The 24556-nt window shown below is 41.5% G+C and carries 27 protein-coding genes; 15 read left to right on the top strand and 12 right to left on the bottom strand.

Annotation, left to right across the window (positions count from 1 at the left end; translation table 11 throughout):
• Positions 1-117: 117 nt before the first annotated feature.
• Positions 118-1452 carry a glutamate-cysteine ligase family protein gene (locus AACU33_RS00830; protein WP_096586605.1) on the top strand — a complete coding sequence of 445 codons (1335 nt, stop codon included), beginning with the start codon at positions 118-120 and terminating at the stop codon, positions 1450-1452.
• Positions 1453-1519: 67 nt separating this feature from the next.
• Here the strand turns inward: AACU33_RS00830 and AACU33_RS00835 are convergent, their stop codons facing one another.
• The 3 genes from AACU33_RS00835 to AACU33_RS00845 form a co-directional block, all read right to left on the bottom strand.
• Positions 1520-1990 (bottom strand): Hsp20/alpha crystallin family protein, encoded by a 471-nt coding sequence (locus tag AACU33_RS00835; RefSeq protein ID WP_096586606.1) that lies wholly within the window; start codon positions 1988-1990, stop codon positions 1520-1522.
• A gap of 309 nt (positions 1991-2299) precedes the next feature.
• Positions 2300-2953 carry an SAM-dependent methyltransferase gene (locus AACU33_RS00840; protein WP_096586607.1) on the bottom strand — a complete coding sequence of 218 codons (654 nt, stop codon included), beginning with the start codon at positions 2951-2953 and terminating at the stop codon, positions 2300-2302.
• A gap of 44 nt (positions 2954-2997) precedes the next feature.
• A complete protein-coding gene (locus tag AACU33_RS00845) occupies positions 2998-4353 on the bottom strand; it encodes an APC family permease (protein WP_096595074.1) in 1356 nt (451 codons plus the stop codon).
• A 626-nt stretch (positions 4354-4979) separates the two neighbouring features.
• On the opposite strand from AACU33_RS00845, the gene AACU33_RS00850 reads away from it, so the two are divergent.
• From AACU33_RS00850 to AACU33_RS00860, 3 genes are all read left to right on the top strand, one after another.
• On the top strand, positions 4980-5252 hold the full coding sequence (locus AACU33_RS00850) for a GlsB/YeaQ/YmgE family stress response membrane protein (protein ID WP_096586608.1): 273 nt from the start codon (positions 4980-4982) through the stop codon (positions 5250-5252).
• 72 nt (positions 5253-5324) lie between these two features.
• Positions 5325-6017 (top strand): manganese catalase family protein, encoded by a 693-nt coding sequence (locus tag AACU33_RS00855; RefSeq protein ID WP_096586609.1) that lies wholly within the window; start codon positions 5325-5327, stop codon positions 6015-6017.
• 97 nt (positions 6018-6114) lie between these two features.
• Complete coding sequence (locus AACU33_RS00860; RefSeq protein WP_096586610.1) at positions 6115-6843, top strand: DUF3891 family protein; 729 nt, start codon at positions 6115-6117, stop codon at positions 6841-6843.
• A 164-nt stretch (positions 6844-7007) separates the two neighbouring features.
• Here AACU33_RS00860 and AACU33_RS00865 read toward each other — a convergent pair whose 3' ends face one another.
• Entirely contained in the window at positions 7008-7889 is an 882-nt protein-coding gene (locus AACU33_RS00865) for an aspartoacylase (RefSeq protein ID WP_096586612.1), read from the bottom strand.
• 147 nt (positions 7890-8036) lie between these two features.
• On the opposite strand from AACU33_RS00865, the gene AACU33_RS00870 reads away from it, so the two are divergent.
• Positions 8037-8933, top strand: coding sequence for a LysR substrate-binding domain-containing protein (locus AACU33_RS00870; RefSeq protein WP_096586613.1), 897 nt, complete (start codon positions 8037-8039; stop codon positions 8931-8933).
• 370 nt (positions 8934-9303) lie between these two features.
• Complete coding sequence (locus AACU33_RS00875; RefSeq protein WP_096586614.1) at positions 9304-10107, top strand: creatininase family protein; 804 nt, start codon at positions 9304-9306, stop codon at positions 10105-10107.
• 15 nt (positions 10108-10122) lie between these two features.
• On the opposite strand, the gene AACU33_RS00880 is transcribed toward AACU33_RS00875, so the two are convergent.
• Positions 10123-10473, bottom strand: a complete 351-nt coding sequence (locus AACU33_RS00880) for an ArsR/SmtB family transcription factor (protein ID WP_096586615.1) — start codon at positions 10471-10473, stop codon at positions 10123-10125.
• Between the two features lie 80 nt (positions 10474-10553).
• Here AACU33_RS00880 and trxA point away from each other — a divergent pair, with 80 nt between their 5' ends.
• From trxA to AACU33_RS00920, 8 genes are all read left to right on the top strand, one after another.
• The gene (gene trxA / locus AACU33_RS00885) at positions 10554-10886 is read left to right on the top strand and encodes a thioredoxin (protein WP_096586616.1); all 333 of its coding nucleotides are present in this window, start codon (positions 10554-10556) and stop codon (positions 10884-10886) included.
• 165 nt (positions 10887-11051) lie between these two features.
• A complete protein-coding gene (locus tag AACU33_RS00890; protein ID WP_096586617.1) occupies positions 11052-11846 on the top strand; it encodes an SDR family NAD(P)-dependent oxidoreductase in 795 nt (264 codons plus the stop codon).
• Between the two features lie 34 nt (positions 11847-11880).
• Positions 11881-12993 (top strand): alkene reductase, encoded by a 1113-nt coding sequence (locus tag AACU33_RS00895; protein WP_096586618.1) that lies wholly within the window; start codon positions 11881-11883, stop codon positions 12991-12993.
• Positions 12994-13098: 105 nt separating this feature from the next.
• On the top strand, positions 13099-13764 hold the full coding sequence (locus AACU33_RS00900) for a nitroreductase family protein (protein ID WP_096586619.1): 666 nt from the start codon (positions 13099-13101) through the stop codon (positions 13762-13764).
• A gap of 85 nt (positions 13765-13849) precedes the next feature.
• Positions 13850-15148, top strand: coding sequence for an MFS transporter (locus AACU33_RS00905; RefSeq protein ID WP_096586620.1), 1299 nt, complete (start codon positions 13850-13852; stop codon positions 15146-15148).
• A gap of 22 nt (positions 15149-15170) precedes the next feature.
• The gene (locus tag AACU33_RS00910; protein WP_096586621.1) at positions 15171-15860 is read left to right on the top strand and encodes an SDR family NAD(P)-dependent oxidoreductase; all 690 of its coding nucleotides are present in this window, start codon (positions 15171-15173) and stop codon (positions 15858-15860) included.
• A gap of 34 nt (positions 15861-15894) precedes the next feature.
• Positions 15895-16665: a class I SAM-dependent methyltransferase gene (locus AACU33_RS00915; protein ID WP_096586622.1), complete on the top strand. Its 771-nt coding sequence runs from the start codon at positions 15895-15897 to the stop codon at positions 16663-16665.
• Positions 16666-16789: 124 nt separating this feature from the next.
• Positions 16790-17488: a glutathione binding-like protein gene (locus AACU33_RS00920; RefSeq protein WP_096586623.1), complete on the top strand. Its 699-nt coding sequence runs from the start codon at positions 16790-16792 to the stop codon at positions 17486-17488.
• A 96-nt stretch (positions 17489-17584) separates the two neighbouring features.
• Here AACU33_RS00920 and AACU33_RS00925 read toward each other — a convergent pair whose 3' ends face one another.
• From AACU33_RS00925 to AACU33_RS00950, 6 genes are all read right to left on the bottom strand, one after another.
• Positions 17585-17734 (bottom strand): hypothetical protein, encoded by a 150-nt coding sequence (locus AACU33_RS00925; RefSeq protein ID WP_339375679.1) that lies wholly within the window; start codon positions 17732-17734, stop codon positions 17585-17587.
• 23 nt (positions 17735-17757) lie between these two features.
• Positions 17758-18255, bottom strand: coding sequence for a cupin domain-containing protein (locus tag AACU33_RS00930; protein ID WP_096586624.1), 498 nt, complete (start codon positions 18253-18255; stop codon positions 17758-17760).
• A 227-nt stretch (positions 18256-18482) separates the two neighbouring features.
• Positions 18483-19070, bottom strand: a complete 588-nt coding sequence (locus AACU33_RS00935; protein WP_339376485.1) for an IS630 family transposase — start codon at positions 19068-19070, stop codon at positions 18483-18485.
• Positions 19055-19555 (bottom strand): helix-turn-helix domain-containing protein, encoded by a 501-nt coding sequence (locus AACU33_RS00940; RefSeq protein ID WP_096586566.1) that lies wholly within the window; start codon positions 19553-19555, stop codon positions 19055-19057. The genes AACU33_RS00935 and AACU33_RS00940 overlap by 16 nt, the downstream gene beginning before the upstream one ends.
• Before the next feature lie 157 nt (positions 19556-19712).
• A complete protein-coding gene (locus tag AACU33_RS00945; RefSeq protein WP_096586625.1) occupies positions 19713-21887 on the bottom strand; it encodes a glycoside hydrolase family 10 protein in 2175 nt (724 codons plus the stop codon).
• Positions 21888-22104: 217 nt separating this feature from the next.
• The gene (locus AACU33_RS00950) at positions 22105-23214 is read right to left on the bottom strand and encodes a WD40 repeat domain-containing protein (protein ID WP_096586626.1); all 1110 of its coding nucleotides are present in this window, start codon (positions 23212-23214) and stop codon (positions 22105-22107) included.
• A 16-nt stretch (positions 23215-23230) separates the two neighbouring features.
• On the opposite strand from AACU33_RS00950, the gene AACU33_RS00955 reads away from it, so the two are divergent.
• Entirely contained in the window at positions 23231-24070 is an 840-nt protein-coding gene (locus tag AACU33_RS00955; protein WP_339375680.1) for a HEAT repeat domain-containing protein, read from the top strand.
• Between the two features lie 74 nt (positions 24071-24144).
• On the opposite strand, the gene AACU33_RS00960 is transcribed toward AACU33_RS00955, so the two are convergent.
• Positions 24145-24495 (bottom strand): DUF433 domain-containing protein, encoded by a 351-nt coding sequence (locus AACU33_RS00960; RefSeq protein ID WP_096586627.1) that lies wholly within the window; start codon positions 24493-24495, stop codon positions 24145-24147.
• Positions 24496-24556: the final 61 nt, after the last annotated feature.

A 24556-nucleotide genomic window follows, 5' to 3' on the forward strand; every position in this document is an offset into this window, starting at 1 on the left:
TGGGTATTCCTGTTGAGGAATTGTCGCGATCGCTGTCATACTTTTAACATTTAACTACTCTCAATCACGACCAAAAGTTGACAAGACCCGTAACCTAACTCAGTAAATACTTGGGATATGGATGTACTAAAACGTCGCATGGGTCTTGAGCAGGAGTTTTTCCTCGTAGATGAAACGGGGGATCTCAGTAATCGTGGTGATGAGTTTTTGCAAGGTTGTCACTTGCGAGCAGAAACTCAAGGTTTAAATCCGCAATACTTTGTACCGGAGTTCGTCAAGAGTATGGTGGAAATCAATACTCCACCAGCATACACAGGCACAGAGCTAGCAACAGAGTATCTGAAAAATCTCAAACTGGCGTTAGCTGTAGCGCGAGAAATGGGTTTACGGCTGTATCCGCTATCTAGCTACCCATTACATATTATGCCAGTGATGCGCGATCGCCCCAATTATCATATCCAAGCACGGACTGTAGGCTACGACAGATTTTTGCACGCGGGGAAATGTACAGGTACACACCTACATTTAGAAGTACCGCCGGGAGTAATCAATTCTCGTGTTGCAGTTTCTTATAACTCTACAGCCGCCGAGCGAGAGGAACTATTGAATATTTACAACTTGGCGACAGCTTTTGACTCAGCGTTGATTTCTTTGGGGCGGGCTTGTCCTTTTTATGAAGGTGAAGCAATTGGGCTAGCCGCACACACAATTCGTTATCGGGGTAGCGAAATCTTCGGCTGGGAGGGAGTATATACTTATTTGCAACCTGTCGGTGGGCTGATGCCTTATGCCGAGAGTGCGGAAAGCTTAGTTGAGCAGCAATTTGCCCGCTATTATGCTTGGCTGCAAGCCTTAGATAAAGCCGGAATTGAGCGTCACCTTTTCTTAGAAGCGGGAGGAAGCTTACTGAAATCAGCTTGGAATCCCATCCGCCTGAATAAACTAGGGACTGTAGAAATTAGATGCATCGACAGCAATTATCCATCAGTGATTATTGGTGTAATTGCACTTTTAGAAAAAGCTGCCCACCGAGTTAGAAGCGACAATTTAAAAGTTAGACCAGCTAAGGAAGTATATACTTTTGAACTGGAGGGAAATTACCTATGGGTGCCAGATTTTGAATATTTAAATGGCGAGTTATTATATGCAGCTGCAACAGAGGGAGTGAAGCATCCTAAAGTTAAAGCTTACGTCGATTCTATTTTGCAGTTTGCCATTACAGATGGCGGCGAAGGTGCAAAGTATTTAACAAAATTGAGAACCCAACTAGACCGCTATCAAAGTATAGAAGCAGATATTTTGCAAGAATTTACTCCGGCTACTGCCAAACTTACTCGCGATGAAGGTTTGCGTTTGGTCAGGGAGTGTTGCGACAAGTTAGAAGCACAAGTTTCATGGTTAGATACTCAACATCCTTTAAAGTCTTTAGATGAAGAGGCTGCATTTTTGTGAAATTAGAAAAAAGCGATCGCATCTACACTATCATCAAGATGCGATCGCTACCTTAGCCAAAACCCAATTAACCGATATTAACTTTGACCGTTTTTTGCTTCTCTGATGCCAATTTCGGCATTGTTAGTCTGAGAATGCCATCTTTGTATTCGGCTTGTACCTTGTCATGTTCGATTTGCGCAGGTAAAGGAATAACTCGTTGAAATCTTCCATAGCGGAACTCAGAACGAGCTATACCTTTTTCTTCAGTCTTAGTTTCCGACTTCCGTTCGCCACTAATAGAAACTGAGTCGACGGTTACTTCTACATTGATATCTTTAGCTTCTAAGCCAGGAACTTCTAGCTTGAGCAGAATTGCCTCATCAGTTTCTTCCAATTCAGCAGCAGGAACGAAGCCAAATCCAATGCCTTCACCACCATTAGTTGTTGGCATCAACCTATCAAACAAGCGATTCATTTGCCGCTGTAAAGTATCAATATCGCGAAATGGTTCTAAGCGTTCGATATCCCGGAATGGGTCCCAACTTACTAGTGCCATACTATCACCTCATAAGCAGCAATCTTCAATTTTAGGAGGCTCAACATCAAGCTTGTTGGCTGGGGGAAACTTTTAGCTTTTTTTCTCAATCTTCTCTTTTTTTAAGCTTAATCTTAAGCTTCCTAGTTATTAGATTAAAGCAAGGTTCAAGCATTGGCGGTTCGGTTTTATTGCAAAGATCTATAGCAATACCCGTACCTGTTGTTAAGCCTTCACGGATAAGTAATTTTCATCTCTCTTATGGTTTCAGAAAAAGAGAACAGGTGAATTACCAGTTCTCCTTTTCTCTTTACCTCTTAACCACAAACCTTAGCGTAGATTCGCAGGTACATTCTCTGGAACCACCCAGTAATAAACAGTTTTACCATCAACGTTTAATGTTTGTTGTGGTTTCCAATCACCCATATCAAAAGCGTGAGAAACAATTCGCGTGCCTGGTTTAAGTTCCTTAAATAGTTTGGGGCGGAGTTTCATGTTAACTTCAGGCAACAAGTAGAGTGTAACTACTGTAGCTTTGCTCAAATCAGTATTAAACAAATCTTGCTGCACAAATTTGACGCGATCGGTTACTCCGGCTTTTTTGGCATTCTGATTAGCTTCTTCGATGCGTTCGGGGTTAATATCTATACCTACACCTTGTGTACCGAACCTTTGCGCAGCTGTAACTACAATTCTTCCATCACCACTGCCAAGGTCATAAAGCACATCATTTTTGCTCACTTTCGCCACTTTCAGCATTGCATCCACTACAGGTTGTGGAGTTGGCACATAGGGAACATCACCAGCGCGTTCTTGAGGTTGGGTTGTGGTTGTAGTATTTGGTGTTTCGGTCTGCTGCACAGTTACAGCAGGCTGTTCTGTTCTAGATTCTAAGTCTTGCTGTTGAGCTGTGCATCCAGCAATTCCTAAGCTAGCAACACTGATTCCAGTAACTAATCCCAGCAGAACTTTGGAGAAATTCATCACTGTTTTCCTCTTCGATTTTGGTATTTGGTACTTTGAATGATTTAGGCTCTACCTTGGCGGTAGCGATTCCATAGCAGTAGTGGTATACCTGCTACTACAACTGCGACACCAACAAGTGCGCCTACACCCGTATAAACTAAGCTGGAGTAAAGAAGGTAGGCGCAGACTGCACAAAAAAGTAACGGTGTCAAAGGATAAAACGGGACGCGAAACGATCGCGGAATTTGGGGTTCGCGCTGGCGCAGTACTAGCAGCGATATCCCTGAAAGCAAGAAGAAAAACCAAAACACTGGGGCGGTGTAATCCACCATTGTTTCAAAGCCTTTGCGGGTAAGCGTACCCAATAAAACCAGTGCTAAAGCGATCGCACCTTGCAAAAGTAAGGCATAGGTAGGAGTGCTGGGTCGTTGTTGCCAGCGTCCCATAAAGCTAAACAGCGAAAAATCCTGCCCCAAAGCGTAATTAGTCCGCGCCCCCGTAAAAATTGTGGCGTTGGTTGCACCTAAAGTAGAAACTGCAATCAGCAGACTGACAAAAAAGGCTCCTGGTGCGCCCCAAAGCGATCGCATTAAATCTGCGGCTACAGCTTCAGATTTAGCCATGTTTGCTAACCCCAGCCCCCGCAGATAAGCCAAATTGATCAGCAGATAAATAACAGTGATAATCCCAATACTAAGTAAAAGCGATCGCAGGATATTGCGTCGTCTATTTTGAATCTCTGCGGCAATATAAGCTGCTTCGTTCCATCCACCATAGGATAACAGAACAAAGACCATTGCTAGTCCCCAACTACCTGATGGTGAAGATGCAACAGCATCACCAGTATTAGGTATAGCAGTCAATCCGATAATTACCACCAGTAACAAACCTAAGACTTTAGCCGCACTCAAAAGATTTTGCGTCCATTTACCTTGTTGCAGGCCAACAATATTTAAAGCCGTCAAAAGTGCGATCGCAACTGCTGCATAAATAGATGGTGAAAATGTACCTAGCCGCCATATCTGAGAAGCATAATCACCAAAAACAAATGCTAACAATGCAATGGAACCAGTTTGAATTACTGTCATTCGTGCCCAGGCAAATAAAAAGCCGACTTGCCGCCCAAAAGCACGCTTCAAGTAATAGTAAACACCTCCCACATCAGGGTAAGTTGTTGCTAACTCTGCATAGCATAATGCTCCTACCAGAGACACTAAACCACCGATCAGCCAGAACAGCAAAACAGCAAGATCGCTATTTGCATAATTCGCCACTAAAGCAGGAGTTTCAAAAATCCCCGCCCCAATCACAATTCCGACTATCAATGCTACAGCATCTGGTAATGTGAGCGATTGCTTTGGTGTTGCTACCGACGATCCTAACTCCTCAATTAAATTGTAAGTTTCGCGTCTACTCACTGTAACTCCTAATTGATATTGAGTAATCAATGGGGATTCTGCAATTAAATTGCATCATCTTGGCTGCAACAGAAGAATCCTCCTTTTTGATACTCAAGACTTGAGAAAGCTTTTAGGTTCAGTTAAGGCTCATAGTTATCTTCAAACAATTTTGGATCTGGGATTTTTGATTGATTCCACAAGTAAATCTGTGACTGTTTAGCATCCAGCAATTATTGGCCGCGCTCGAAAAATTAGTATTTTAGTACTGATTTTTTGAGATTACATTCATTTTTTCTGACAGAGATTAATTTAATAATTTGTGCAGATGAAATGAACGACCTTTATATCTAAAAGTATTTATTTTTGCCAATACATCTATAAAAAGATAGATAAATCGTTTATTTCTCAAGATAGAAAGAAGTCATCTAAATTTTTATTAGGCTTTACCCAGTAAGCACAAATTGGAATTATTGCACAGATATACAATATATTCTGATGCGATATTTTTTGAATAATTAAACTCAAAACTTCAGATAAATTACTCTCTATCTTCTGGTTGTGACATTTATCTCAAGCGATAGAAACAATTTTGATTTTTTTTAGATAAATTAATTACAAATCGGATGATAGTTTGTGAGGAAGTTATGAATATTATTGCTTGGGTTATTTTAGGACTTCTAGCTGGTGCGATCGCGAAAGCAATTTATCCAGGTTATCAGGGTGGCGGAATTCTATCAACAATAGTTTTAGGAATTATTGGTGCAATCATTGGTGGAAGTCTGTACACGCTTTTACAAACAGGAACTCTACAACTTACTGCTGCTGGTTTTAGTTTGACAGGTCTATTTATAGCTGTAATTGGTGCAATTATTGCTATTTACCTCTGGGGACTTTTAAGTAGAAGTAGCAGGGTCTAATTCCAGGTGGTAGGTCAAAAAGTAGAGAAGTAAATTAATTTGACCACATCATTGTTTCAGGAAGAACAAGACATGTTTTTTCATAAAAAAGAACCAATTCATGCAGTAAATGTTGGTGATGCCAATCCTCGTTTTGCTCAGTTACTTTTAGAACAGTTTGGCGGAGCGACAGGAGAACTTTCAGCTGCTCTACAATACTGGGTACAATCTTTCCATGTCGAAAATGCAGGCATTAAAGATATGCTGCAAGACATTGCTATCGAGGAATTTAGCCATTTAGAAATGGTGGGTAAACTCATCGAAGCTCATACAAAAAACGTCGATCAAACAGAGGCTTATAAGAGTACTCTATTTGCGATTAGAGGAGTAGGCCCTCACTTTCTAGATAGTCAGGGTAACGCTTGGACTGCAAATTACCTCAATGAAGGTGGAGATGTAGTGCGCGATTTGAGAGCTAACATTGCAGCTGAAGCTGGCGCGCGTCAGACTTACGAAGAGTTGATTAAGTTAGCAACAGATGATGGAACTAAGAAGACTTTGGTGCATCTGTTAACTAGAGAAATTTCTCATACCCAGATGTTTATGAAAGCATTAGATTCTCTAGGCAAATTGACAGATCCAATATTTGGTAATATTCAGCCTGACGAAACTGTTGCTCTCTACTACAACTTATCTACAAATGGTAATGGTCATGATGAGCGCGGCCCTTGGAATTCCGAGCCAACATTCAAATACATTGCCGATCCGCTACAAAAACACTCCTAATTAATTGAACTAGGAGGATTAAGTGAGCCAGCTAGAAGTAATTCTCTGGCTCATTTTTCAGGCAAAAATTAGAATTTAAATTATGGAGAATTAACTAGTGATTGTCAATGCTACACCCAATGGTTGGGAAATTATTTATCATCGGGCACATGCTTTATTAGCAGCTCAATTAGCGGGACAGTGGCGACGCAAAAATGCTCCACCAAGGTTATATGAAACCCTAGCTGCAATTTCCCACCATGATGATTTAGAAAAAGAGTGGGAAGAAGATATTTTAACTGAAGCTGGAGCGCCAATGGACTTCACCCTAAGTCAAGATACCGATGTAGAAAAAATTGCGAATCTGGTGAAAAATGCACGCTATCGAGGAAGGTGGGTAGCTTTATTAATTTCTAAGCATATGAGTCGGCTACATGAGTCAAAACGCGGCCAGATTCCAGAACTAGACAAATTTTTAGATGCGCAAATAGAGAACCAAGAACTTTGGACGAAGGAATTGGGTATTGAAAAAAAAGACGTAGATGCTGCTTATGCATTTATGCAATGGTGCGATCGCTTATCTCTCATTCTCTGCCAACAAGAGCTACCTGCTGATGAGCGATGGTTAGAAATTAGCAAAGGCCCTGAGGAACAACGTTACGACATTATGCAGCGTAGCGATTCTTTAGTGACTGTTAAACCTTGGCCTTTTGAAGATGAAAAATTCACAGTCAATATCGAAGCCTGCGATGTCTCCCAATTGAAATTTAAAAATAGCGCAGAACTTTCTCAAGCACTCCAAGAAGCCCCGATCAAAATACTGGAGTGGACATTTGTGAAGAGTTAGCTAACAAATTAGTCAGAGAGCAGGAGGCTGAGGAGCAGGGAGCAGGGGGAACAAACGAGTGTGGGGAGAAATGGGACAAGGGCAAGGAAGCAGAGGAGGAAAGAAATAATTACTGCCTTTTAACTTTGGACTCTGGACTAATGACACTTGACCCTTGACTCTCTTCAAATATTTTTATGGGATAGCTGGGTAATGCACATTGCAATACCCTTTTCATAATAGGCGGCTTCGTTAATAAAAACTGGATACACAGTTGAATCCCCTTCATAAACAATTTCTTTACCCTCAAAGGTTAAAAAAATTGGCTCTCCCGGATCGAGTGGTTGATAATCTTGAAATTGTAGTTGAGGATGAATCATTGCTTGAATTTCTCCTAACTCATTTCTCGGATAATCAATTGTCTGGATGCTGTGATAAACGCTAATTGTCTCTTTTCCATCTGGGGAATTGCCTTGATTATAAGCTGCTAAATAATCTAAAATTGCGCGAACAATTTCTTCAGTTTCTTGAAATAAAGCAGCATCTAAAACATTTTGAGCCACTGCACCAACTTCAAGGGTGCAGCCAAATTCACAAATTGAATCTAGATGAGGTCTTTCTTGATTTCTACTTGTTGAATAAAGGATTTTGACTTTGGAATTTATCGTTGTCAAATAAGCTGCTAATTGCAGATTTAATAAATTCTCATTACTTAAGATAATAGACAGCCCCATATTAGCTGTAGAACTGTGTAAATCAATCACGAAATCTGCTTGCTGGCTACCTTGAGAGCCAAAAGTCTGATAAATTATCTTTGCTTGTTGCGCTTCATAACTAGACAAATTAGGATTTTCTAAATCTTGGCGAAGAAAACAGCGATTCAGATCGGTATCAACATATCTTTTACCAATCGCATACGCTTTAGGATTGCCAATCATTGTCAGACTTTCAAAACTTGAGCGCTGAATCAAATGAGGCGATCGCTCAAATTTTTTCACCAAATAAATTCCTGTCAGTTCATTTCCGTGAGTTCCACCGACAATCACAACACGCTTGATTTTGCTCATAGTTATAGCGATCGCCCCGATAAACCTACACGTTCAATAGATCTTGACAATAGTCTTTATGTGTAACTATAAGCGAAAGCAACTATATTAAAGATACTTTTTTAACGAGTACACTATATATAAAAAATATAGTAGTCATAGTCAGCAATGGAACTTCGACATTTGCGCTACTTTATTGTTGTGGCTGAAGAAAAGAATTTTAGCTACGCAGCTCAACGCTTGCACATAGCGCAACCTCCCCTCAGCCAGCAAATTAGCGCCCTCGAAGATGAAATTGGTGTCAAACTGTTCGATCGCAAAAAGCGGCCGCTACAACTCACATCTGCGGGAGAAGTATTTTTAGAAGAAGCGCGGTTAGTTTTAACTCAACTCGAACGTGCAATTGTGCAAACACAACGAGCCAGTCGCGGTGAAATTGGACAATTGGTAGTTGGTACTAACAGTTCGATTGCGAACAGCCTTCTACCCGATATGCTGCGAACATTCCGCGATCGCTTTCCTCATGTCAAACTAGTGTTGCGCGAACTTACAGCTTCCGAACAGATTCAAGAACTACACAATCGCCGTCTTGATATTGGATTTGACCGCTTACCCCATTCTCATCAACAAGATACTAACTTGAATTATCTGCCGATTGGGCGCGAGTCTTTAGTGATTGCATTACCTAAAACCCATCCCCTCACCGCCCATGCAGAAATTCCTCTCGAAGCAATGGCTAATGAACCTTTTGTTTTACCTTCGCCAGAAATCGTTCCTTCTTACACTGAGATTATTAATCTCTGTCAGCAGGCTGGCTTTTTTCCCAAAGTAGTTCAAGAAGCAACTTGGACGATCACAGTTCTTAGCTTAGTTGCTGGTGGTGTAGGAGTCGCACTTCTACCTAGCAATGTTCAAAATCTGCAACGTACAGGCGTTGTTTACAGACCTATCAAAGGTGCAAATTTCACACGAGAGATTGTAGTTGTTTGGCGACAAGGAGATTCATCACCTGTTTTGCAGGAATTTCTCAATGTAATTCGAGAATTAACTCCCTCGGATCTCTAAATTTCAGCCTAAAGATATTGACTTTTGTATATACTTAGTAGAGCAATTATTTATGTGAATGAAACAAAAAACACCTGGGAGTGTTGCCGTGTTTCCACCCCAGGTGCTTTTCGTTTTAACTTGCTCCTCACACACAAATAAACAATATCACCAGTTCTGTTAATATTTGGTATTTTAGATAACAATTTTAGAAAATCTTCAAGTTTTTTACTAAGTTATTAGTCATTGGTCAAGAGTCAAAAGTCCAAAGTCCAGAGTCAAAAGGCTATAGTCATTGGTTATTTGTTCTTCTCTCCCACACTCCCCACACTTCCTTTCCTCCCTCATCCCTAAGTCCCAGTAAGATAAAAAAGGCGCAATATGAGTTCAGATGCATAGCTTTATACCCCCAGAACGCTTTTTTCCCTATCTCAGTTGGACTGACATCCAGGCAATGCCAGATAAAGAAAATGTGGTAATTATTCAACCAGTAGGAGCAATTGAACAACATGGCCCCCATTTACCACTAATTGTCGATGCAGCGATTGGCGTTGGGGTATTAGGAAAAGCCTTGGCAAAACTTGACTCTAGTATTCCGGCTTATGCTTTGCCGAGTATTAACTATGGTAAATCCAACGAACACTGGCATTTTCCCGGCACGATTACCCTGAGTACGGAAACCCTCACGGCAACAATTATGGAGGTGGGAGATAGTATTTACCGCGCTGGGTTTAGAAAATTAGTGTTGATGAACTCCCACGGCGGACAGCCTCAAGTTATGCAAATGGCAGCGCGGGATTTACACGTTAAGTATGGTGACTTTTCAGTATTTCCATTATTTACATGGCGTGTGCCTAATATTACTAAAGAATTGCTAACGCCAAAGGAAGCAAAATTAGGTATGCACGCCGGAGATGCTGAAACTAGTATTATGTTGGCACTTTTACCGGAGCAGGTAAAACTAGATAAAGCTGTAGCTGAGTATCCACCAGAACAATCACAAAGTACTTTGCTGAGTTGGGAAGGTCAACTACCTGTGGCTTGGGTAACACGAGATATCAGTAAAAGCGGAGTCATTGGTGATGCGACAACTGCTACCAAAGAAAAAGGCGATCGCATTCTCGAATCTGTCTCCGATGGCTGGGTACAAGTGATTCATGATATCTATCACTTCCAACCACCTCAAATCGCTTAATCGCTAAATCTCAGCCTAAACTTTCGAGGCTGTTTGTTTATCAGCCGACGCACAAATATTTAGTGGTTGAGCCGATCGCAAAACTGCATCCAACAATCCCGGAAATAGCGCTTCTAAATCCTCACGCCGCAATTGGTTGATGTGCTGCGTTCCTTCTTTATGAGTCAATACAACTCCCGACTCTCGCAAAATCTTAAAATGGTTTGACATTGTGGATTTGGCGATCGCAAAATCAAACCCCGCACAGCATTGTTCTCCCTTAGTCGCTAACAGCCGCACAATCTCTAGCCTTACTGGGTCGCCTAAAGCATATAGCACCCCCGCTAAAGATATATCTTTTCGATCTGGATGATACAAAAATCTCATAGTTGCACTATCTCATAAAATGGCATATATTTTACTTATTCGATATTATCGAATAATAGAATTAAATTGGGAGGACAATTATGTCATCCGTTACAAATGTCACGGAAGCCACATTTAAGCAAGAAGTCCTTGAAAGCCAAGTTCCCGTCTTAGTAGACTTTTGGGCACCTTGGTGTGGCCCTTGCAGAATGGTCGCTCCGGTTATCGATGAGGTCGCTACCGAATACGATGGCCAGGTGAAAGTGGTGAAACTGAACACAGATCAAAATCCCACCGTTGCCAGTCACTATGGTATTCGGAGTATTCCTACACTAATGGTATTTAAGGGAGGCCGACAAGTCGATACGGTCGTGGGAGCCGTGCCCAAAACCACTTTAGCTAAGACTTTATCACAGCATATTTCCCAAAGTTAACCGCCTAGAGTGGGCTAATTATACGACTTGAGATAGGGGAGTCTTTGTTTCTTCAAAGTCAAGGGTCAAGGGTCAAAGGTCAATAGTCATTGGTCATTTGTCATTGGTTATTTCTCCCTTGTCTCCCTTGCCTCCCCACACTCTCTTCTCTCCCAGGAGAATCAAATGGACTTAAAATTACAAGGTAAATCAGCGCTGGTGAGTGGTTCAACCGCAGGTATTGGTTTAGCCATTGCCCAAGCGTTAGTAAAAGAAGATGCATCAGTCATAGTTAATGGACGATCTGCTGCACGAGTGACAGAAGCGATCGCCAAAATTCAGCACAGTCATCCAGAAGCAAAAGTTTCGGGTGTAGTTGCGGATTTAGGGACACAAGAAGGAATCAAGCAACTATTTGCGGAAGTCCCTCACGTCGATATCTTGATTAACAATCTCGGCATTTACGAGCCAAAAGGATTTTTTGATATCGCTGACGAAGACTGGTTGAACATATTTGAAGTTAACGTACTCAGTGGTGTTCGTTTAAGTCGGCAATATCTGCAAAAGATGCAGCAGCAGAATTGGGGGCGAATAATTTTTATTTCCAGTGAGTCTGCGGTGCAGATTCCTGTAGAAATGATTCACTATGGCATGACTAAGACATCTCAGCTAGCGATCGCCAGAGGTCTAGCAGAAATCAGTGTTGGTACTGGCGTAACGGTGAACTCTGTATTACCAGGGCCGACTCGCTCAGAAGGTGTGGAAGAATTTATCACCCAGATAGCGCAAGAACGAGGCGTTACTCCCAGCGAAGCCGAGGCAGAGTTTTTCCGGACTCTGCGCCCCACTTCCCTGCTCAAACGCTTTGCAACTTGTGAAGAAGTCGCTGCGATCGTCGTTTACCTAGCCAGTCCTCTGGCTTCGGCAACTAATGGCGCAGCTTTGCGGGTAGATGGTGGCGTGATTCGGTCGATTATTTAGTCTATTTTTCCCCATTATTTTAGAGATCTGACCAATGAATAATAGTATTAACTTGTTTTCTCCCTACCAATTAGGTGACTTAGAACTGCCCAACCGCATAGTCATGGCTCCTTTAACTAGACAAAGAGCAGGTAAGGGAAACGTACCGCACTCACTAAATGCTACATACTACGCTCAACGTGCTTCTGCTGGACTGATTATTGCAGAAGCAACTCAAGTTTCTCCTCAAGGACAAGGGTATCCTAATACACCAGGTATTTATTCAGCTGAACAAGTAGCGGGCTGGAAATTAGTCACCGATGCCGTGCATCAACAGGGAGGAAGAATTTTTTTGCAACTGTGGCACGTAGGCAGAATTTCTCACCCTGACTTTCAACCAGATGGAGCATTGCCTGTAGCACCTTCTGCGATCGCACCCAAAGGTGAAGCATTCACCTACGATGGGCCTAAACCTTTTGTCACTCCCCGCGCTTTGGAAACCTCAGAGATTCCAAAGATTGTCGAACAATACCGTCAAGCAGCAAGCAATGCTCTAGCAGCTGGGTTTGATGGCATAGAAATTCACGCAGCTAATGGTTATTTAATTGACCAATTCCTCCGGGATGGTACGAATCAACGTACAGATGAGTATGGGGGCAGTATTGAGAACCGCGTCCGATTTTTACTAGAAATAATAGAGGCAGTAACTAGCGTCTGGGATGCTAACCGGGTAGGGGTACGCCTTTCTCCTAGCGGCACATTTAACGATATGCGTGACTCCAATCCCTTGGAGATATTTGGTTACACAGCGCAAGTACTGAACCAATTTAATTTAGCCTATCTACATATTGTTGATTCCACAGACGCAGATATCAAATATGGTGGGACAGCAGTACCAACCAAGTATTTGCGAGAAAAGTATACGGGTACGCTGATTGCCAGTGCTGGTTATACCCGTGAGAAGGGTAATGCTGTCTTAGCTAACAAACAAGCCGATTTAGTAGCCTTTGGCACGCTATTTATAGCAAATCCGGATTTACCCCGACGCTTTGCTTTAAATGCACCGTTGAATCAACCAGATCCAGAAACTTTTTATGGTGGTGGCGAACAAGGATATACAGACTATCCGTTTTGGTCGGCTACTGGCGAACAAGTAGTTAGTCTATAATGACTGCGATGTAATGGGAAGCAACCTTTTACACCGAAAAAGTATTTAGTCCGAGAACAAAAAGCGCTATAACAGCGTAGGAACCTAAACAATTCGGAGAATCTCATGAGTGTAATTACACAAACTCAAGCCTTAGATGTACCTACCGCCATTCTCAAGCGTCGGTCGATTAAAACTTTCAAATCAGATCCCATAGCCCCAGAACTACTCAAGCAACTAGTAGAGTTAACCGTAGCCGCACCCAGCAGTTTTAATATCCAAGATTGGCAAATTATCCTCGTGCAAGATGAGGGACAAAAGGCAGCATTATCAGCAGCATCTTGGAATCAACAACAAATTATCCAAGCACCTGTAACATTTGTGTTTGCTGCCAATCCCAAAGCTGGAGAACAAGACTTAACTCCAATTTATGAAAAGGCGCTGGAAACTGGTGCATGGAATGAAGGTACAATCAACTACTTTAAGAATGCCATACCGCAATTTCAAGCTTCTCTAGGAGACAAGCAACGCGAATATGCAATCAAAGATGCAATTATTGCTGCCACTCATTTGGTACTTGCAGCCGAAAGTTTAGGTTTATCTACCTGCTTTATGAATGGTTGGATTGAGGAGCAAGTGAAGGCGGTAATTGGTGCAGCAGACGATCCAGATTTAGCGATCGCAGTTGTAGTACCTGTTGGTTATGCCGCAGAACCACGCCTCAATCCCGGTCGCTTGCCGTTATCTGCTAACGTTTCTGTAGATAGAATAGGCAACCCATATCAGGGGTAATTCTTAGTTGTAGAAATTCAACGACAGATAAACACCGATAAACATTTCTGTGTTTATCTGCTCCCTTCCCAAATCCCTTAAAACCATGTCCCTAGCCTCGTTTTTAGCACGTCGTTCGCTTCACTATGGCTGGCTTGTCGCAGGTTTAACATTCTTAGCGTTATTAGTAGCAGCCGGAATTCGTTCTGCACCAGGAGTTCTGATTGTACCCTTAGAGCAGGAGTTTGGCTGGAGCAGAGCTACTATCTCCTTGGCAATTTCCCTGAATTTAGTACTGTATGGACTGATTGGCCCGTTTGCGGCTGCGGTTATGGAACGCATCGGTATTCGCCGGACGATGGTATTTGCGCTGGCTTTTATCGCTCTTGGTGTTGGTTTAACCACTTTCATGTCAGCTTCCTGGCAGTTAGTCTTGCTTTGGGGAATCATTGTCGGTAGTGGTAGCGGAGTCATCGCCTTAGTATTAGGTGCGGTTGTTGTCAATCGTTGGTTTGTGGAACGGCGGGGTTTGGTTCTGGGAATTCTGACGGCCAGCACAGCTACCGGACAACTAGTGTTTCTGCCGATATTGGCGTCGGTCGTGGAAAGGTTGGGATGGCGAACAGCTACCTTAGCTTTAGCTGGTATTGCACTTGTAGTTACTCCCGCGATCGCCTTATTCATGCGCGATCGCCCTGCGGAAGTTGGCTTGCGGCCTTTTGGCGATTACAGCGAAACTGTGGAAGTAATACCGCCAAAAGTCAATTCCATCACTTCAACACTCAGTAAAATTTGGCAGGGCTTCAAATCTCGTGACTTTTGGTTGTTATGTAGCAGTTTTTTTATCTGTGGTGCCAGCACTAACGGACTCATTGGTACTCATCTAATTCCCGCTTGTATCGATCATGGTATCCCTGAAGTTAAGGCTGCGGGACTGTTGGCGATTATGGGAATTTTTGATTTTATCGGCACAACTATTTCCGGTTGGTTGTCCGATCGCTGGAACAATCGCTACTTGCTTTGCTGGTACTACGGTCTGCGGGGTATATCCCTAATTTTTCTACCCTTCAGTTTTCACTTCTCATTCTACGGACTTTCAATCTTTGCAATCTTCTACGGACTCGACTGGATTGCCACAGTACCGCCCACAGTTCGTCTTGTAGCTAACGTCTTCGGCAAAGAGAATGTCGGCGTCATGTTCGGCTGGATTGTCGCCGGACATCAACTCGGCGCAGCTACAGCCGCCTTCGGAGCCGGAGCGCTGAGAACCTGGCAGGGTAGTTACCTTCAGGCGTTTATTTTTTCGGGTGTTCTGTGTCTGATAGCCGCAGTCTTAGTGCTACGAATTGGTCAAAGCCCTACTAAGAATAATTCTCAGCTTTCTTCAGCCACCATTAATCCCTAGTCAGCAAAAGGAAATCGCACCTATGCCAAAAACAGCTTTAATAGTTGGAGCAGGTAATGGATTAAGTGCCTCTATCGCTCGTTTATTTGCCAAAGAAGGACTGAACATAGCCTTAGCTGCTCGCAGCATTGAGAAACTGACTCAGCTGAGTAGTGAAATTGGAGCGGTTAGCTTTGCTGCTGATGCTTCCAAACCAGAGGAGGTAGATCGGTTATTTGTCGATGTCGAAAATAAACTCAGTGCCCCGACAGTTGTTGTTTACAATCCTAGTTTTCGAGTCCGCGGGGCTTTAATTGATTTAGATCCTAATGAAGTTGCAAAAACTTTAGACATCACTGCCTACGGAGGCTTTCTGGTTGCCCAAGCTGCCGCTAGAAGGATGTTACAGCAGGGAGGCGGTGCTATCTTTTTTACTGGAGCCTCAGCAAGCGTTAAAGGTTATGCACAATCTGCACCTTTTGCGATGGGAAAATTTGCACTCAGGGGTTTAGCTCAAAGCATCGCCAGGGAACTAGCACCCAAGAATATCCATGTGGCGCATTTTGTAATCGATGGAGCCATTCGTTCCACAGAACGCCAAGATCCAAAAGACAACCCTGATAGTACTCTCGATCCTGATGCGATCGCCCAAACTTATCTCAACATCTTAAATCAACCCCGCAGCGCTTGGACTTGGGAAGTAGAATTGCGCCCTTGGGTCGAGCGTTTTTAATCAAGTTTCCCAGATTTTTACCGAGCTACTAAAGATGAAAATAGATTTCGGTATAACTGCCAATGATTACGCCAAACACCGCGCTGGTTTTCCTAATTCCTTATTTGACAGACTATCTAAATACGGTATTGGTTTACCAGGGCAAAACATTGTTGACCTCGGTACAGGAACAGGAACCTTAGCACGAGGCTTTGCTACTAGAGGGGCGAAGGTGATTGGCATAGACCCATCAGTATCACTTGTAGAACAAGCGAAGCAATTAGACCAAGCCGCCCAGGTTCAGGTAGAGTATCGCATAGCAACTGCGGAAAATACTGGCTTACCAGATGCTAGCGTTGATGTGGTGACTGCTGGGCAATGCTGGCATTGGTTCGACCGTCCCCGCGCTGTGCAGGAAGTCAAGCGGATTTTGAGAGCTGATGGTTACATTGCGATCGCTCATTTTGATTGGATACCTTTAAAAGCTAATGTAGTTGAAGCTACAGAAAAACTGATAGAAGCTCACAATCCCCAATGGAAAATGGGCGGCGGAAGTGGTTTGCATCCCCAGTGGTTACAAGACACTGCCGAGGGAGGATTCCAAGAAATTCAAACCTTCTCCTATGATATCTTTGTACCTTACACTCACGAAGATTGGCGCGGACGGATACGTGCTAGCGCTGGTGTAGGAGCCAGTCTCACTACAGAACAAGTAGAAGTATTTGACCAGGAATTAGCAACATTATTGCAAGAAAAATATCCTACACCAATTTTGCAGGTTCACCATAGAGTTTGGGCTGCAATTGCTAAATTACCACATTCATAAACTACATCAGTTGGCAGCACGAGATACGTCAGACTAAGTAGAGATAATTCAAATTGCTCAAAAATTAAATTTTTCCTTCCGCCTTCTGCCTTTTACTTAATCACAAAATTCAGGAGAAATAAGCATGATTGACCTTTACTATTGGACAACTCCGAACGGTCATAAAATCACAATTTTCTTAGAAGAAGTTGGGCTTCCATACAACATTATTCCAGTAAATATTGGTGCTGGCGATCAATTCAAGCCAGAGTTTCTCAAGATTGCGCCTAACAATCGCATTCCAGCAATTGTTGATAACGAACCTGTTGGTGGAGGTGAACCAATCTCGGTTTTTGAGTCTGGTGCAATTCTGCTGTATTTAGCAGAAAAAACCGGGAAGTTAATTCCGCAAGATGTGCGTAAACGCGTAGAGGTTTTACAATGGCTATTCTGGCAGATGGCAGGTTTAGGGCCAATGGCGGGACAGAACCACCACTTTAGCCAATACGCACCAGAAAAAATTGACTATGCTATTAACCGCTACGTCAAAGAAACAGGACGCTTGTATGCAGTCTTAAATAAGAGACTAGCAGATAGAGAATTTGTGGCTGGCGAATATTCGATTGCTGATATTGCCGCTTATCCCTGGATTGTACCTTATGAAAATCAACGTCAAAACTTAGAAGATTTTCCTAATTTAAAGCGCTGGTTTGAGGCAATAAAAGCACGTCCGGCAACAATTCGCGCTTACGAAAAAGCAGAAGCATTTAAAAATCAGGCATTAGATATTGAAAAGTCACAGGATTTATTATTTAATCAATCTGCCCAGACTATTCAACGTTGAACCTGATACCTTAATCCCAATTATTCGCAATTAATAATTGTGTAGGGTGGGCATTGCCTAAGCTGTTGACTCTGTGCCTTTTTAGGAGTTAAAAAATCATGCAAAATCTGTGCCGTCATTGCGAGGAGGAACGACGAAGCAATCCCAGAATATTTGCGATTGCGTCGCTTCGCTCGCAATGACAGTAGACAAAAATAGCATGAACCAAAAACGCCGAAATTCCATCAAAGTGAACAGCCTAGGCATTGCCCACCTATAAATTTTAGCTACTACGTAGAAACATCACCAGTAGGAATAAGAATCTGGATACCGTACTTAGGAGCAACTGTGATAATTTTCTCAATAGCTTCAGGAGTAATAGGTGGAGGAGGAGCCAGGGGACTCGCTACTTTAGTACCCACTTCTGCAAAGAATTTTTCAATACCTGCTGGTGTTGTCCAACATAACAATTTCCCGGTTGTTGAACCAATATTTTTAAAGTAGTGAAGTTGACCTTTGGGGGAGTGAAGAAAAGTGCCAACATTAGCAACAATCGTTTCTTCGTCTAGGTGAAATTCAAACGTGCCTTCTTGAATATAAAAAGCTTCGTCTTCCTGAGTATGAATGTGTGGTGGCGGCCCTATCTGTGGCTCTACAAAAATTTCAAACAAGGCATATTTCCCATCTGTATCTTCGCTGACTGCTTTAAAAGTAACTACATCACCAGCTACTGAGTAAGCATCACCTTGACCGGGTTGCATTAATAAACCATTTTGATTGATAGTCATGTTGATAATATTGCTTGAATTGAATAGTCATAATATTGACTTGATTTAAGTTAATAAACAAGTGAAAACATCTGTCTATTACAGAGCTTGAAAAATTTTTGTATAACTTATAGATTTGAAATAAAACTCAAGATGGCTACGAATATATTTCGTTAGTTATGTTTCTAATTATTATTCATCTGCTGCTCCAATGATGTTAAAGAACTTCATTTCAAACTAATACCAATTCACGAAAAGCCTGATACAAATAAAGCATCCAGAATAAAACCCCAACCTGTAATAGAAGCAACAATGAAGTTGTTTAATTGCTCAAGGCGTTGCCAGATAGCTGTTCTTAACTCGTCTAAATTGGCAAAGCATTCCCAACTTAAATTTCTTTTAACTTCTTCCCATAACCTTTCAATGGGATTGACCTGGGGAGTATGTGGAGGTTGAAATAAGAAAATAATATTTTCGGGAATTTGAAGTGTCTGGCTTAAATGAAAAGCACCATTATCTAATTGAAGAATATGTATATCGTCTGGATATGTAGCCGCAAATTGTTCTAGAAAGATATTGAAACAAGCTGTGTTGAGATGAGAAAATTCCCAAATATAATACTCCCCAGTTAATGGTTCTACTAAACCGTATAAATAGAAATTTTCTCTTCTCCATTGCATGATGCCGATAGGTTTAATGCCACAAAGCGTAATCAGTCTTCCTAATTCTGTTTTTAATCCTACACGGCTTTCATCACCACACCAGTATCTAATTCTTTTGTGTTTATCCTTTGGCTCTATAACGTGTTTTTTAATGACTTCTAGGTATTGTGGCAGTTTTTTTTAAATTCTGATTCTGCTTCTTCGTGATGTTTTATCCCTACTGCTCTTGGCACTTTTAATTTGGCTTTCATTCGATAACGTACTGTATCATGTACTACTTTATATGATGCTTCTATTCCCTCCACTGCTTTTAGCCATGTTCGGATTTCTTCATAACTTTTAAATCCTTCTGGTTGTTCTAGTTCTTTTAAAAGTTGCTCTTTTGCTTCTGACTTAATAATTGGCGGTCGTCCTGTACTTTTTTTTATTACTAACAGACCTGTAATTCCTGATTGTGTATAAGCCTTTAACCATCGCTGTACTGTTACTCTTCCTCTGCCCAGAACAACACCTACATCCTGTATTGTTTTTACTTGTCCCATTTTCAGCAAATACAAAGCTTGTATTCTTTCACGGCTTGATGCGGTTTTTTGTTTTAACAGCAGTTCATGTAACTCTTCGACTGACTCTTTTATTTCAACTTTAGTTACTCCAGCCATTTTTATTGTTCATATTTATTCCTTAATTATTTGTATCATACTTTTAGTTAATTGGTATAACTTTAATCAAACCTAATGTTAAAAAATCTCCGCGTCATCAATTCGATGACACGAAGTTGGACAAGCGACATCAATTTGCAAATGTAGAGTTCAGAAATTAACTGACTGTAATCACAGTTGCTAAACTCTCGTTCGCTAACCTGTTAATTGCGGAGACTGCATAGGTTCCCGTCCCTACAGTGGCAAAGTTTGTCCCAGCAGATAAAACTCGTTGAATTACCCAGTTATCCCCAGTTTGGCGATAAAGCGCCCAAGAACGAACTGGTTGGTTATCACCAGGTTGCCAATTGAGTTTACCGTTAACATATTGCAATCCTGTGGGGGGTGCTGGTGGTGTTGTATCATGCCAAGGCAAAATAGGAGTTAGGGCGGGTTTGTTATAAAGCAGACTTTGGAATTTATCAGCAATTCCCTGGCTATTTTCCATCAATACACCCAAATTAAAGAAAATATTCCCCAAAGATAAAAGTCCAGCTTGGCTACGACTAATTATTACCTGCTTTTCAATCTCTTCACTCTCCCGACTCTTGTTGCTGGGTTCCGTTAAATTGTTACCAGCGTAAACGTGTTTTTGTTTTGTGTTTACTTGTGTCCACCACTTGAGTAAGGCAGAATAACTTTGTTGTGTTTGGTCGGTACGCCAGTAAAGTTGAGGTGCAATGTAATCAATCCAACCTTGTTCTAGCCATTTTTTCGAGTCAGCGTAGAGTACATCGTAAGCATCTAAGCCAGTAATTCCTGATGGTTGTCCGGGGCGATAAATACCAAAGGGACTAATGCCAAATTTAACGTAGGGTTTTGCAGCTTTAATTCCTTCAGCTAGACGCACCACCATGAGATTGACATTTTCTCTACGCCAGTCACCCAAGCTGAGTCCGCCACCAGCGTTTTTATAAGCTGCGTAGGTTTTGTTATCGGGGAAAGTTTGACCTGATATGGGATAGGGATAAAAATAATCATCTAAGTGTACGCCATCGATGTCATAACGGCGCACAACATCAAGAATAACGTTGTAAGCCCGATCTTGAACAACTTTCAATCCTGGGTCCATCCACAGCTGATTACCCCATTTATAAACAACTTCGGGATTAGTTACAGCTATATGGGGGCTGACATTTGAACCTTGCTGGATTGAAGTTTTAGCGCGATAGGGGTTGAACCAAGCATGAAGTTCAATATTGCGCTTGTGACATTCTACGATCGCAAACTCTAAGGGGTCATAAAATGGTTCTGGTGCTTTACCCTGAGTTCCTGTCAGCCAAGCACTCCAAGGTTCTAATGATGAAGCATACAAAGCATCGCCTTCTGGCCGTACCTGCAAAATTAAAGCATTAAAGTTCAGCTGCTGTAATTTGGTGATAATTGCCAGTAGTTCCGATTTCTGCTGTGCAGCAGGTAGTCCAGCTTTGGAAGGCCAGTCACTATTCCAGACTGATGCTACCCAAGCCCCGCGAAACTCCCGTTGATGGCTTACCCTGACTGTATTAGATGGTACTGGGGTTGGTGTTGGCGTCGGCGTCGGTGTTGGCGTTGGTACTGGAATGGGTATAGGTGTTGGTGTTGGAATGGGAGTGGGTGTCGGCGTTGGGGTTGGTATTGGAATCGGTATCGGCGTTGGTGTAGGTGTCGGTGTTGGACTCGGTGTTGGAGTGGGTGCTGGCGTCGGTGGAATCACTAAGTAGGCAGAGGAAATTTTATCTGCTTGCCCTAGATACACCAAAGCTTGATAGACTATTACTGCGACATCAGCACGAGTCGCTGCGATATTTGGGTTAAGTAATTTAATATTTGGATAGCTAGCGACTAAACCTGCACTTGTGGCAATAGCTACCTGATTTTTAGCATAGTCTGCGATCGCATTTGCATCTTGATAGAATTGCGACAATTTACTAACCAAGTCAGGTTTGATTTTAGTAGCAAGATCCAAGCCGTTGACTATCGCAACAAAAACATCTCCTCTAGAAATTCTATTGTCAGGACGAAAAGTGCGATCGGGATATCCACTAATAAATCCTGTCTCATAAGTTTTTTGAATAGCATTAAAAGCCCAGTGTTTAGCAGGTACATCGCTAAAAGGGACATATTGCCGCTTTGGAGGTACTGTAAAGACTGCCCCAATAATGGCAGCAAATTCCGCACGAGTTACTGAGTTATCTGGGCGAAAAGTCCCGTTAGGATATCCATTTATAATGCGACGCGCTGATAAAGCTTGAATAAATAAGCGTGCCCAATGGTTTTTAATATCCGAGAAAGGTGTAGAACTAGATACCATTGTGGATTGCACCTAGATGTGATTTTGATTGTCCTATGTTAATTTAGCAACATAAGTGCGATCGCTGCCGACATATAAGCCCACAGCTAGAAACTAGTTGCTCAAACACACAGAGGAGAGGAGTTTTGAGGCTTTTATAGTAGTCAAACAAGGGAGTTGATGACTATCCTTTGTATTTATATCAGTTGATTTGATAAAAGTTATGCTTTTAACTGGTTTACTTTTCTTTTAAGATTTGAGTACCAGATATACTAGAGCATCCCCACACCTCAACGGTATTTTCTCCACTCCAAATGAATAGTTTCTGCCCATCTGAGCTAATTGCAAGACCAGTAATTAACGATGAATGACTGGTGAGACTACAAAGTTCATGTCCTGTCCGAACGTTCCCCACTTTAATGCTTCCATTTTCTCGACTACCACTAAGTAAAAATTGTCGATCGCGGCTGACCGTAATTACAGGCATATACCCTGAAAGGCTGAAGGTGCAAATTATTTGTTCTGTTTGCCAATCCCATATTTTATATTTTTGGTCAAAATTTTTATCTTCAGTTACTAAAACTTGGGAATTTGAATAGATAAAATTATGACCTCGATCCGACATATAAATATAGGAAATTACTCCTTGTACTTGTATATTCCATAATTCAAAAATTTCTCCGTCAACAGCATTTAAAAATGATTGACCATCTAAACTCAAGGCAACATAGCAAAACCAATCTGAGCGTCGATGGGTAGTGAAGATTTTTTCCTTTGTTTTTAGATTCCACACTTCAGCATAATCGTTACAATTCCAAAGCCTTAAAACACAATTGTCGGGTGTGATAGCGATTTGATCGAATTTCTTCGTTGCTTCTGATTGGAATGTGCATATTACTTGTTGTGTTCGCATATTCCAAACTTGAATTGTGTTGTTATAGTTACAAGTAACTAAGGTTTGCCAGTCTGAGCTTACATCTACACAAGTTATCTTGCGAACTTCATCTGTGTACCTCTCAATAGTAAAAAGATACTCCAACAATAAATAGGAGTTATATTGTTGTAATGCCAATTTAGCTTTTGGCTCTGTACTTTCCTGAAGTAGCCAATAAGCTGCTTCTTGAACATCAACTTCTGAGTTCTGTAAAGCTTGAATAATCAAGTCTAAGCCAGCTTCTCCATACTCAAAAGCATCTAGAAGGGCATCAATTTTTTGTTCAACCCTTCCATCTGCTAGCAATTGCTTAACTCTTTCAATCTCTCCCAAAACTGCATTATTTGCTGGGAGATTAGAACTATTACTTATAAAAACATCGGAGTTTCCGGGCTGATACGAATTTGTGGTCATAAGGAATCTGATATATATGAGCAAAATACTAGAAACTAAAATTCTTAACTATCTCTCATACTTAGGCGATTCAGAGTACATGGTTGAGATTGTTACATCACCTGGTGCAGTTGATAGCCTCATTAAGTTACTTCATAGCGATAATCCAGAAATTGTTAGCTACGCTTCTCTTTTTATTACAGATTTTGTTCTTAGCGGTTCTCGGAACAATATTTGCAAAGAATCCTGGGAAACTCAGCTACGGTCGAAAATTATTGCGGAACTAGAGCATCTTGTACTTATAAATAACCACTTCATACGTAAACAAGTAATCTATACCCTAGGAAAAATATGCAGTTATGATAGCGTACCTGTTCTGCTTCAAGCATTTCATGAACTACGCGATCGCGATCCAATTTTATTACCCCGACTTGTAGGAGAGTTATTTTGGCTGGGAGTAGAAAATCGTTTTGATATACTTGAGATTGCGATCGCCAGCAAACACTACACAACTCGCTGGGCTGTCTTAGAACTTTTAGGTGAATTTATTTATCGCGTTCCAGATGAAGAGGATGAAACGTTTTTAATGCAGTACAAGTTTTATGAACAGCTACGTCATGACTCACATAGATTTGTGAAGACGGAGGCAGAGTATAAATATCAAATTTCAGAATTGAATCATCGTAAACATCAAGAAAATATGTCTAAATCCGAGTACAAAAAATTATACAGGGAATTAAATAAATTAAAACCCTCGCTGACTTTTTTTGGAATTAGTCTTCAATTTTGTAATTATATGTCGAGGAATAATCTATCTATATACACCATAGAAGAGCTAGAAAATTTTATTGATAACAAACTTAAACAAGAACTGTGACCAGAACTAGCCAAGATTTGTTGTTGGGGTTACGTTGTCGAAATTGTCTTAGATATAATTTATCAACATTTTCATCAAGAATAAATTTGAGAGTCATCTGTTTTGTTCATGGCTTCTCTTTCAGCTTTGAATTTTATCAGCTTGGCAACAACTGGCGGGGGGTTGCGGCGCTGTTCTTCCCGCACTTTATGACTCCACTCTAACCAATCAGTCAGGTAGGCGCTGACAGCTTCTTTGTTATGCAGGTAATAAAGAATAGTTGCATATACTTGCTCTAAAGTCACCGAGGGATAGCTTTCAGCAATTTCTTCTGGAGTACGACTGCGATGGATAAATTCATAAAGAATAGTTTCAATGCCTACTCTTGTACCTTTGAGTCGAATATCATCAGGACGCTGAAAATCAAAGTAATCTTCTAGAAGCATAATTTACCTTATTATTTATTGGGCTAAATATAATTTTACAGAGTTGCAAAATGTGTCTATA

The organism is Calothrix sp. NIES-2098 (genome assembly GCF_963875125.1).
Classification (GTDB): Bacteria; Cyanobacteriota; Cyanobacteriia; order Cyanobacteriales; family Nostocaceae; genus Aulosira.